Raw genomic sequence first — 10,147 nt, forward strand, 5'->3', positions numbered from 1 at the left:
TCTGACGCCGTCATCGCGCTTGCCGCCAAGCAGAGCGGCAAAGGCTTCGCTGTCGAGTGATCGTCCTGCGGGATGAAGCGCGATGCTGAAATCGGCCGAGCCGGTTGTCAAAAGCCGGACCGCTTCGTCGCGCTTGCGCTCGCTGGCGCTGCCGGCGCGGCTTTCCGGCAATTCGCGTATTTCGATCGGGCCCAATCCGATCGCGCTACCGGCGCCGTTGAAGCGCTTGGCGTAGCGTTCCGAGATCGCCCGCTCCTCGGCATCCTTGAGCTTGCCGACGGCGGCGATCAAAATGCGCATGACATCACGCTCGCGGCGACTAAGGTTGCCCGCGCACGAGCGGTGGTCTGCTTACCGTCAGTGCTGCGACGGGTCGCTGCGCGATGCGTCCGGCGGAATTTCCGCTTGCCACATCTTCTCGAGATTATAGAAATCGCGAACCTCGGGCCTGAAGACGTGGACGATGATATCGCCGGTATCGATCAGCACCCAGTCGCAGGCGCTCAAGCCTTCGACCCGGATGCGGGCGTCGCCGCGCGCCTTGATCTTCTCGCGCAGCTGTTCGGCAATTGCGCCGACGTGCCGATCGCTGCGGCCCGACACGACGACCATGTAGTCGCCGAGGTCAGATTTTCCTTCGAGTGGGATGGTGACGATGTTCTCGGCCTTAGCGTCGTCGAGCCAACGGACGACATCGGCGAGGAGAGCAGCCGAGTCCGGCCTCTTGGCGGCGGACTGGGCGAGAGAGGCACCCTTGCGGGCGACCCCAGTTGTGGTTCGGATCAAGCGGCGAGCATCCTTTGCTGGTTAGTCCCGCATGTCTGACAGCTCGGATAACACCCGAGCCTGCGGCATAATAATCGGCGTCGCGGCAAGCCGCAAATGAAATCAGGCAGGCGGCTGTCGTGAAAATGTCATAAATTTCAATGTTCTAGGCGATTATTTGCCGCCTGCTGACGATTTCCCAGTGCGCAAAGCTGTCGACGACAAGCCCGAAAGCCGGATCGTCAGCAGCATCCAGGCCGGAGGTTTGCGGTCCGCTAAAGAACGGGCTTCAGATTCCGGCAGACGGCTGCGCGACAGGGCCTGCGCTGCCGGGGACGACAATCCTGCGAGCCGCCAGCCCGGCCTGTCGACGACGGCGAAAGGCATGATTTCCGCGATGCGACGCCAATGCTGCCAGCGGTTGAACGAGGCGAGATTATCGGCCCCCATGATCCAGACAAAGCGGACGTCCGGATGACGGCGCTTCAAAAACTCCAGCGTAGCGGCGGTGTACCTTGTCCCAAGTTCGCGCTCGAAGCCGGTTATCTTCATCTTCGGGCCACGGACGAACGGGCGGACGAGACCCATCCGGCCGCTTTGCGAGGCGAGCCCGTTTTGCGGCTTCAACGGATTGCCGGGCGTGATCAACCACCAAAGCTGATCTAATCCGAGGCGCTTCATTGCGGCTTCGGCGGCGAGGCGATGTCCGTCGTGCGGTGGATTGAACGTGCCGCCCATGACGCCGATGCGCTGGCCGGGAAAGCAAAGCGGCGTGCGGACTTGGAGCGAACCGAAGCTTTGCAGCGGAATTTTACGCGCCAAATCTAACGGGCCTCATTCCGCACAGTCATTTCGGCCTGATCTGGCCGTTGCCGCGAACCTTGTACTTGAAGCTCGTGAGCTGCTCAACGCCGACGGGCCCGCGCGCATGCATCTTGCCGGTTGCGATGCCGATTTCGCCACCGAATCCGAATTCGCCTCCATCGGCGAACTGTGTCGAGGCGTTAACCAGCACGATCGCCGAGTCGACGCGGTTCATGAAGCGCTCGGCCGTCGCATCGCACTCGGTAATGATCGCGTCGGTATGCTGAGACCCGAAGCGCGCGATGTGGTCGATGGCGCCGTCGACGCCGTCGACGGTTTTGACGGCGATGATTGCATCAAGAAATTCCTTACCGTAGTCGTCGGGCGCTGCCCTTTTGACACGGGGATCGACTTTCTCGGTTTCCGCGTCGCCGCGAATTTCGCAACCGGCATCGAGCAAGCCCTTAACAAGCGGTGTCAGAAAATCTCCCTGCGCGTTCTTGTCGACGAGCAGGCACTCGGTGGCGCCGCAGACTCCGGTGCGCCGCATTTTGGCGTTGAGGACGAGCGGGACCGCGATGTCCATGTTCGCGCCCTGATCGACGTAGGTGTGGCAGATGCCTTCGAGGTGCGCGAAGACGGGAACGCGCGCCTCTTCCTGCACGCGCTGCACGAGGCCTTTTCCTCCGCGCGGCACGATGACGTCGATGGCGCCGTTCAGACCACGCAGCATTTCGCCGACGGCGGCGCGGTCGGTCGTGGGGACGAGCTGGATCGCAGCCTCGGGGAGGCCGGCGGCGCGCAATCCTTCGACGAGCGCATCATGAACTGCGACGCTCGAATGATGGCTTTCAGAACCGCCGCGCAAGATTGCGGCGTTGCCGGCTTTCAGAGAGAGCGCACCGGCATCGGCCGTCACGTTCGGGCGGCTTTCGTAAATGATGCCGATTGTGCCGAGCGGCACTCGCACGCGCTGGAACCTGAGACCGTTGGGTCGCGTCCACTCGGCTAGAACGGTGCCGACGGGATCGGGCAGTTCGGCGATTTCTTCAAGCCCGGTTGCTATACCGGCGATGCGCTTCTCGTCGAGAAGCAGCCGGTCGACGAAGGCGGCCGGGCGGCCGGCAGCTTTCGCAGCCTCGATGTCTTTGACGTTGGCGGCAAGAATCTTCGGCGTCGCCGCACGCAGCGCCTTTGCCGCCGCGACGAGCGCTGCATTCTTCTCGATCGCCGTGGCGATGGCCAGGCGACGGCTGGCGGCCTTGGCCGCTTCCCCGATGCCGCGCATCAGCTTGGCGGTATCGTCGTCGATGCGCTCCGGTTTGTTCATCGCAGTTTCCTCGCCAGCGCCATGTCGTCCCGGTGAATGAGCGTAGAGCGACCTTCAAAACCGAGAATGGCGGAGATGTCGCTCGAACGCTTCCCCATGATACGCCGGGCGTCGTCCGCCGCATAGGCAACAAGGCCGCGACCGAGTTCCCGTCCGTCCGCCGATCTGATGACGACGGCATCGCCGCGGTCGAATGCGCCCTCGATCCGAGTGACGCCGGCCGGTAGCAAGCTCTTGCCGGAAAGGAGCGCCTTCTCGGCCCCAGCATCGAGGAAGACCTGACCGTTCGGAACAAGCTGGCCGGAAATCCAGCGCTTCTTCGCCGTGACGGGATCGGAATTGGCGATGAACCAGGTCACGCGCGCGCCTTCCTTGATGGCGCGCAGCGGGTGCGGAACTTTGCCCGACGTGATGACCATATCGGTGCCAGCCGCGAACACGATCTTGGCAGCTTCGATTTTGGTTTTCATTCCGCCTTTCGAAAGCTCGGTACCGGCGTCTCCCGCCATGGCCTCGATGTCGGGCGTGATGGAGGTGACGAGCGGGATATGCTTGGCGTTTGGATCGTCATTCGGCGGAGAGGTATAGAGCCCGTCGACGTCGGAGAGCAGCACGAGGCAATCGGCCGTGACCATCGAGGCGACGCGCGCCGAAAGCCGGTCGTTGTCGCCGTAGCGAATTTCGGCGGTTGCGACGGTGTCGTTCTCGTTGACGACGGGGATGGCCTTGAGCGACAGCAAGACCTCGATGGTGTTGCGCGCGTTCAAATACCGCCGGCGCTCTTCGGTGTCGCCGAGCGTCAATAGAATTTGCGCAGCGGTCAAGCCGCGCGCGCTCGCCAGTTCCTGATAAGCGTGCGCAAGACTGATCTGGCCGGCGGCGGCGGCGGCTTGGCTCTGCTCGAGTTCAAGCGGGCCTTTCGGAAGGTTGAGGGCGTGACGGCCGAGCGCCACGGCGCCGGACGACACGAGCACGACTTGCTTGCCGGCTTTCGCGAGCTCGGCGACGTCGTCCATCAGCGAGTTGAGCCATTCCGTCTTGATGTGACCGGTGGCCCGATCGGTCAACAACGCCGAGCCAATCTTCACGACGATGCGCCGCGCTTTCGCCCACTCGGGACGGACGGTCAAGGTCGTTGCATCGGTCGACGTGCGGCCCATTTGAGCTCTGGTTCGATTATTCAGGCTACGTTTTGCTGTGAGCCTTATCTGCAAATGCGGGCTGCCCGGCAAGGGGCTAGCCTGCATATCGGTAACGCGTCGGCATTTTTTACCAACGGCGGTTACGGACTTGTTACGGGACGAAGGCGAGGAACAGGAATGTCCCGAAGATAACGAGATGCAGAAATCCGAACAGGACATTCGTTCGGCCGGTGCCGAAGGTCAGCATGCTGGCGGCCAACGTCATCACGACCAGCGTCATATCGCGGGGGTCGAGACCGAGAATGAGCGGCTTTTGCAGAAAGATGTTGGCGGCGGCGATGGCCGGAATGGTCAGCCCAATCGTCGCGAGGGATGAGCCGAGCGCGAGATTCAAACTCCTCTGCAGATCGTCGCGGCTAGCGGCCCGGACGGCCGCAATTGCCTCCGGCGTCAGCACGATAAGGGCGACGATGACACCGGTTACACTCGCTGGCGCGCCGACGGCCGCTACGCCGGCGGTGGCGATCACGGCGAAGAGCTTGGCGAGCAACACAACGGCGCCGAGGGCGACGCAGAGAAAGAAAATCGAGACTGCAAGCTTGCCCTCACTCGGCGCCGCGCCTTCGCGACCGGCATGCTCGCCGTTGAAATAATCGCGATGCAATACGGTCTGGGTGAACAGAAAGACCAGATACAAGGCTATCGTTGCGATGCTGATGAAAATGAGCTGGCTTTCAGAATAGAAGTGCCCGGGCGCCGAGCTCGTGTAGTTCGGTAGAATGAGCGTCAGCGTCGTCAGCACGATCAGCATCGCGAGATAGATTTTTGCCGACGTAACATCGAAGGTCTGCTCGCGATAGCGAAGGCCGCCGACGAGAATACACAGGCCAACGAGGCCGCTGGTGATGATCATCACCACGGAGAACACGGTATCGCGCACCAGGGTCGGCGTCGCTTTGCCTGTGATCATCAGCGATACGATCAGAGCTAGCTCGATGACCGTGACGGCGATCGTCAGCACCAGTGTGCCGACCGGCTCGCCGGTGATGTGCGCCACGTCTTCGGCATGGTAGACGGCGGCGAACACGGCACCGATGAGCGCCGGCACCAGCAGAGTTGCCGTCACGAGGCCAAGTGGGTTGGAGGCGAAATCGTCACGGAAGCCGATCGCCGTGGCGCCGGCAAAGAGCAGCAGGCCAACGAGCGGCACCAGCCAACTCCAGACGGGCGTTCGCGTGGAGTGCACCATCTTCGTTATAGTTATCCTGATGAGGGGGAGTTTTAGCGGATGGCCGATTGTGTGCGAGTACTTGGCGGGCGGCAAGCGGGTGCATCCATTTTTGCGGAGCCATCCCAATCAGGGTTGCCACGGCCCCGCTTCCGCTTCGGCCTCATCTTCTGTCGCGGTGGTACGCGAAACTTCGCGCGCGATCGCGTAAAGCGCGTCCTGTACGCCATGCCCAGCGACGGCGGAGAGCACGAGGGGCGTCTTTCGTGCGGCCTTCTTCAAAGCTTCGCGGCGCTCAGCCATCGTTGCCGCGTCGACGGCGTCGGACTTCGAGAGCGCGACGATCTCTTTTTTCTTCTCGAGGTCGCTTCCGTAGGCTTTGAGCTCGCGCCGCACCGTCTTGTAGTCGGCGACCACGTCCTCCGATGTCGCATCAACGAGATGCAGGATAACGCGACAACGTTCGATATGTCCGAGGAATCGGTCGCCCAGTCCGGCACCATCGTGAGCGCCCTCGATCAGACCCGGAATGTCTGCAAGTACAAAATCAACGTCGCCGGCACGCACGACGCCAAGGTTCGGATGCAGTGTCGTGAAGGGATAATCGGCGATCTTCGGTTTAGCGGCTGAGACGGCCGCAAGAAATGTCGATTTGCCGGCGTTGGGCAGGCCAACGAGGCCGGCGTCGGCGATCAGCTTCAGTCGCAGCCAGATCGTCAGTTCTTCGGCGGGCTGTCCGGGGTTGGCGTGGCGCGGGGCCTGGTTCGTCGCACTTTTGAAGTGGGCGTTACCGAAGCCGCCGTTGCCGCCCTTGGCGAGCATGACGCGCTCACCGGGGGTCGTCAGATCGGCGAGCAGCGTTTCGCCGTCCTCGGCGAAGACCTGCGTGCCGGGCGGCAACTTGATGATGCAGTCGCGTCCGTTCGGACCAGCGCGCTCCTGGCCCATGCCGGGCTTGCCGTTCTCGGCCGAGAAATGCTGTTGGTAGCGATAGTCGAGCAGCGTGTTGAGGTTCGCGACGCATTCGACCCAGACGTTGCCGCCTCTGCCGCCGTCGCCGCCATTCGGGCCACCGAACTCGATGAACTTTTCGCGCCGGAACCCAACGCAGCCGTTGCCGCCGGCGCCGGACTTTATATAGATCTTGGCTTGATCAAGAAACTTCATGATGCGAGTGCCCGTATGCTCATCGTCCACGGGCGGCGGCGTTCGTACGTCAACGTCGGAAGTTCGCATTGGCGTGCTTCACACCAGCCGCTGCCGTTGCCGATGTATCTGAAGCCGAGCTTGCGGATAACTCGGGCTGACGCCGGATTTTCCGCCAAATGCTTGCAGAGGAAACGGCGCACGCCGGTTTTGGTAAACCCATAGGTCATCACGGCGCTGGCCGCTTCGGTCGCAAAGCCGCGACTCCAATACGGTTTGCCGATCCAATATCCCAGTTCCGCGTCGCCGTTCGGGTGGCGCGTGAATCCGCAAATGCCGATCAATTCGCTTTGGTACTCGATACCGAAAACTTCCTCTCGCTCGACCAGGCCACTAACCCAATGATGCGCCGCGTCTTCCGAATACGGATATGGAATGCGTCCCGTCATACTCGCGACATCCCAGTCGCCGGCCAGTACCGCGATGCGCGCAGCGTCGCCGTACACAACTGGCCGGAGGTGTAGGCGGGCTGTCTGCATGACGTCCAAATAAAGCGTGACTGGGTCGCAAGTGATAAGAGGGTGCGACAGAAAATGCAAAAGGGGATGGCGCAGCCATCCCCGATACATCCTGAACCACAATTTTCTCGCAGAGCGAAAATTATTCCGCTGCAACGACCCTGGGCTTCACGGAGATATAAATTCTGCCGTTCCGCTTGCTGTTGAATTCGACTGTCCCTTCTTCGACGGCGAAAATGGTGTGGTCGGTACCCATTCCAACGCCGGCGCCCGGGTGCCACTGGGTACCGCGCTGGCGGCAGAGAATGTTGCCAGGAATGACGTGCTCGCCGCCGTAGCGCTTGATGCCAAGACGTTTGCTTTCGGAATCGCGGCCGTTTCTCGTCGAGCCGCCTGCTTTTTTCTGTGCCATTTCAGAATCCTCGAATAAAGCGCCGGCTGGTTACGCGCCGGTGATGTCGGTAATGCGCACGATCGAAAGGTCCTGCCTGTGGCCCTTCTTACGGCGCGAATTTTTGCGGCGGCGCTTTTTGAAAGCGATCAGCTTCGGCCCGCGTGATTGCTCGACAAGCTCCGCGATTACCTTGGCACCCGAAACGATCGGCGCACCGAGCTTGATGTCGGAACCCGAGCCGACCATCAGCACTTGGTCAAATTCGACCTTGCCGCCAGCGTCACCAGATACTCTTTCGATGGTGACGACGTCGTCTTTGGAAACGCGGTACTGCTTGCCGCCTGTCTTAATGACAGCGTACATGGCTTATCCTTTCGGCCTTTTAGGCCTGTTTCCGCGCCCTGCGGCGCCATCGGAAAACGATGGACTTTCAATGAGATGCTAGTAAATCTAGCATAAGCCTCGGGCAGCGCATTTTACGCCGGCGATGATCACGCCTGCGATGGCGGGCTTTATTGTCGAACTGAGGCACATTGTCAATTGCCGTGCGGCGTTTGGGCGTGGGCTGTGATCCGAGCGCCCTATCCTCGTAAACGCGGCGGCGCGTGCTCATCTGTTCGTTTCGAGACGGGCCAATTGGCGTTCGCGTCGTTGAAAGGGATAAATGTCCAGCGCAATGACGGCTTCTCACGACGGCAAGCAGTCTGCCCTCCCGCCAAGCGACGCTGCATTGTCGAACATTCCGGTGATCGAGACCGGGCCTGATTTTCCACTCGCAACGCTTTTGGCATGCAAAGAACGGACGCACGCCCTTCTTGATGCCGCAGCGCACCGCTATCCGCGGGCGGCGCTGGTCGCGTTGGATAAGGTCTCGCGGGCGTGGCTGGTGCGCTGTGACAACGAGCACCTCGCTGAGATTGACAGGATTGGCCGCGAGTTGGATCGGCCCGGAGCCTACTTTTTTTCGGTCAACTACGAGTGGGCCTGCACGTGCGGTGCCGCGCCGTCTCCGGACAATCGTTCGGCGCGGCTTATCCGCGTACTCGATTGGCGGACGCCGGGGCTCGGCGCCAACCTCGTCTGCGCTAAAGTCACGGGAGCTGCGGCGGGGCCGTTCGCACTCGTGACATGGCCCGGTTATACAGGCGTCCTGCAAGTCATGGCGCCCGGTCGCTTTTCCGCGGCGCTCAATCAGGCGCCGATGCGCAAGGCAACCGGGCTCTTTTATATGGATTGGGCGGCCAACCGGCGGCGCGTCTGGTCGATGCCCTATCCGACTCCGGCGCATCTATTGCGCAAGGTGTCGGAAGAGGCCCGGAACTTCACCGAAGCCCGGCGATTGCTGATCGAGCAGCCAATCGCGACGCCCGGCATCTTTACGCTGGCAGGGATTGATCCGCGCGAAACCGTGGTTATCGAGCGCACCGAGCGTGAGGCGCGTGTTCGCGACGGCGCGCAAGTCGCCGCCAATCATTGGGAAGCGGCTGGCTGGCACGGTCACGCTCGCGGCAAGAACAGCCCAGGACGGTCCCGCATGATGTGCGGCATCAAAGCCGAATTCGATCCGGCGTTTGCCTGGTTGCAGCCGCCGATCCTCAACGACTTCACGCGCCTGGCCATGGTCGCCGACGCAAAAGAGGGCCGCATGATTGCGCGCGGCTATGAGATAACGGGCGTGGCCACCGATACTCTCGATCTTACTTGGCACGCGGCCGCCTGACCCGCTTGCGCCGCCGGAAAAGCGAAGCTACAAGCCGCACTTCGCCGTTTGGCGCCACGGCTTCCGGAGAGGTGGCAGAGTGGTCGATCGCGCCGCACTCGAAATGCGGAGTACTCGCAAGGGTACCGGGGGTTCGAATCCCTCCCTCTCCGCCAGTAACATATTGATTTCATTGTATAATATTTGATTTTTTGCCAGAAATGGACGGGATTCGAACCCAGTCCTCACGGGTGTTCCCGGCTAAGCCTTAACAAGCTTGTCAAACACATATCCAGGGCCCTGAACCAAGGGATCGAACTCGTCTAACTTGGCTGTGGCCCATGTCATCCAATCATCAAGGCTGTGGCCAGCAACGATGACCGATCCGTCGGCGATTGATCTCGACAGCGAACGCAGGAAGCGGCGGGCGAGTGATGCCGACCGATGCCGCTCGGCCATCTCAATGAGAGCTTGAAACGTCCTTGGATCGCAGCGCGCGGCGAAGCTGTCGCCTCCCAACTGCTCCAGTCGCTTTAATCCGTCAAGAATAAGCAAGTGTTCTTTGTCGAGCAAAGACTTCAGATGCTCTCGTTGAGCTCGCGCGACCGCACGTGTAGCAGCCAGAATGCCAGCTACGATTTCGGGAACTCTATCTTCAAGACTCAGCTCACCATCGACCCATTCCGCGTAGATGGTGGAGTTCGTATTGATCGAGTCAAGGATGATGAATCTAAGCTTGGCATGGGGGTTGTGCCTGTCTCCATCTAGCGGAACAAGCAATGCCCCGGTGGATGTCCCCTGATGTTCAAAATGAAATTCCAGATACCCTCGCGAGCCCGGCAGGACCCCGTGCTTCTCGACCGCGAAGAAGACGCTGCTGAGAATGCGATGCTTTCGGTAGTCCTGTTTATCCATGCCCCAAGGGAAGTCGCCTTTCCCATGTAGGAAGGCGTCTCGGGCTCGGGCGTGCTCCGCCACCCATTTGGCGATGAGAGGATGGCGATCTTTCATGTGCGCCTTTCCACCTCTGCAAAAGGGGTCCCTTTTGATGCAAGGCTAGAAATGGATCCCGCAAGATGGTAAACTCCGTGTTCTGATGGTTTTGCGCGTCGCGTGAGCTT

The 10,147-nt window shown here is 61.1% G+C and carries 12 protein-coding genes and 1 tRNA gene; 2 read left to right on the plus strand and 11 right to left on the minus strand.

Annotated features, from left to right (window positions below; genetic code table 11):
* The 10 genes from VN623_RS04465 to rplU all read right to left on the minus strand — a co-directional run.
* Positions 1–300, minus strand: a 300-nt coding sequence (locus tag VN623_RS04465; RefSeq protein WP_325568548.1) for a 23S rRNA (pseudouridine(1915)-N(3))-methyltransferase RlmH, incomplete at its 3' end; no start/stop codon positions are given.
* 57 nt (positions 301–357) lie between these two features.
* Entirely contained in the window at positions 358–786 is a 429-nt protein-coding gene (gene rsfS, locus VN623_RS04470) for a ribosome silencing factor (RefSeq protein WP_414653164.1), read from the minus strand.
* Positions 787–939: 153 nt separating this feature from the next.
* On the minus strand, positions 940–1,569 hold the full coding sequence (locus tag VN623_RS04475) for a nicotinate-nucleotide adenylyltransferase (RefSeq protein ID WP_325568567.1): 630 nt from the start codon (positions 1,567–1,569) through the stop codon (positions 940–942).
* A 43-nt stretch (positions 1,570–1,612) separates the two neighbouring features.
* On the minus strand, positions 1,613–2,899 hold the full coding sequence (locus VN623_RS04480) for a glutamate-5-semialdehyde dehydrogenase (RefSeq protein ID WP_325568550.1): 1,287 nt from the start codon (positions 2,897–2,899) through the stop codon (positions 1,613–1,615).
* Positions 2,896–4,059 (minus strand): glutamate 5-kinase, encoded by a 1,164-nt coding sequence (proB, locus tag VN623_RS04485; RefSeq protein WP_325568552.1) that lies wholly within the window; start codon positions 4,057–4,059, stop codon positions 2,896–2,898. The genes VN623_RS04480 and proB overlap by 4 nt, the downstream gene beginning before the upstream one ends.
* Positions 4,060–4,192: 133 nt before the next feature.
* Positions 4,193–5,290: an ionic transporter y4hA gene (locus VN623_RS04490; RefSeq protein WP_325568554.1), complete on the minus strand. Its 1,098-nt coding sequence runs from the start codon at positions 5,288–5,290 to the stop codon at positions 4,193–4,195.
* Between the two features lie 108 nt (positions 5,291–5,398).
* Complete coding sequence (gene obgE / locus VN623_RS04495) at positions 5,399–6,436, minus strand: GTPase ObgE (RefSeq protein WP_325568556.1); 1,038 nt, start codon at positions 6,434–6,436, stop codon at positions 5,399–5,401.
* Positions 6,433–6,954: a GNAT family N-acetyltransferase gene (locus tag VN623_RS04500; RefSeq protein ID WP_325568558.1), complete on the minus strand. Its 522-nt coding sequence runs from the start codon at positions 6,952–6,954 to the stop codon at positions 6,433–6,435. The genes obgE and VN623_RS04500 overlap by 4 nt, the downstream gene beginning before the upstream one ends.
* Positions 6,955–7,075: 121 nt before the next feature.
* Positions 7,076–7,345, minus strand: coding sequence for a 50S ribosomal protein L27 (gene rpmA, locus VN623_RS04505; RefSeq protein WP_325568560.1), 270 nt, complete (start codon positions 7,343–7,345; stop codon positions 7,076–7,078).
* Positions 7,346–7,375: 30 nt separating this feature from the next.
* Positions 7,376–7,690 (minus strand): 50S ribosomal protein L21, encoded by a 315-nt coding sequence (gene rplU, locus VN623_RS04510; protein ID WP_325568561.1) that lies wholly within the window; start codon positions 7,688–7,690, stop codon positions 7,376–7,378.
* A 301-nt stretch (positions 7,691–7,991) separates the two neighbouring features.
* Here rplU and VN623_RS04515 point away from each other — a divergent pair, with 301 nt between their 5' ends.
* Complete coding sequence (locus tag VN623_RS04515) at positions 7,992–9,047, plus strand: hypothetical protein (RefSeq protein WP_325568562.1); 1,056 nt, start codon at positions 7,992–7,994, stop codon at positions 9,045–9,047.
* A gap of 65 nt (positions 9,048–9,112) precedes the next feature.
* A tRNA-Ser gene (locus tag VN623_RS04520) sits at positions 9,113–9,202 on the plus strand.
* 85 nt (positions 9,203–9,287) lie between these two features.
* On the opposite strand, the gene VN623_RS04525 is transcribed toward VN623_RS04520, so the two are convergent.
* The gene (locus VN623_RS04525) at positions 9,288–10,037 is read right to left on the minus strand and encodes a hypothetical protein (protein WP_325568563.1); all 750 of its coding nucleotides are present in this window, start codon (positions 10,035–10,037) and stop codon (positions 9,288–9,290) included.
* Positions 10,038–10,147: the final 110 nt, after the last annotated feature.

The organism is Hyphomicrobium sp. (genome assembly GCF_035572195.1).
Classification (GTDB): Bacteria; Pseudomonadota; Alphaproteobacteria; order Rhizobiales; family Hyphomicrobiaceae; genus Hyphomicrobium_B.

What these genes read in the sequence shown, in the direction of transcription:
- rpmA (WP_325568560.1), bottom strand. Translation starts at nt 7,345, where the DNA reads ATGGCACAGAAAAAAGCAGGCGGCTCGACGAGAAACGGCCGCGATTCC.
- VN623_RS04525 (WP_325568563.1), bottom strand. Translation starts at nt 10,037, where the DNA reads ATGAAAGATCGCCATCCTCTCATCGCCAAATGGGTGGCGGAGCACGCC.
- rplU (WP_325568561.1), bottom strand. Translation starts at nt 7,690, where the DNA reads ATGTACGCTGTCATTAAGACAGGCGGCAAGCAGTACCGCGTTTCCAAA.
- VN623_RS04490 (WP_325568554.1), bottom strand. Translation starts at nt 5,290, where the DNA reads ATGGTGCACTCCACGCGAACGCCCGTCTGGAGTTGGCTGGTGCCGCTC.
- VN623_RS04500 (WP_325568558.1), bottom strand. Translation starts at nt 6,954, where the DNA reads ATGCAGACAGCCCGCCTACACCTCCGGCCAGTTGTGTACGGCGACGCT.
- proB (WP_325568552.1), bottom strand. Translation starts at nt 4,059, where the DNA reads ATGGGCCGCACGTCGACCGATGCAACGACCTTGACCGTCCGTCCCGAG.
- VN623_RS04480 (WP_325568550.1), bottom strand. Translation starts at nt 2,899, where the DNA reads ATGAACAAACCGGAGCGCATCGACGACGATACCGCCAAGCTGATGCGC.
- obgE (WP_325568556.1), bottom strand. Translation starts at nt 6,436, where the DNA reads ATGAAGTTTCTTGATCAAGCCAAGATCTATATAAAGTCCGGCGCCGGC.
- VN623_RS04515 (WP_325568562.1), top strand. Translation starts at nt 7,992, where the DNA reads ATGTCCAGCGCAATGACGGCTTCTCACGACGGCAAGCAGTCTGCCCTC.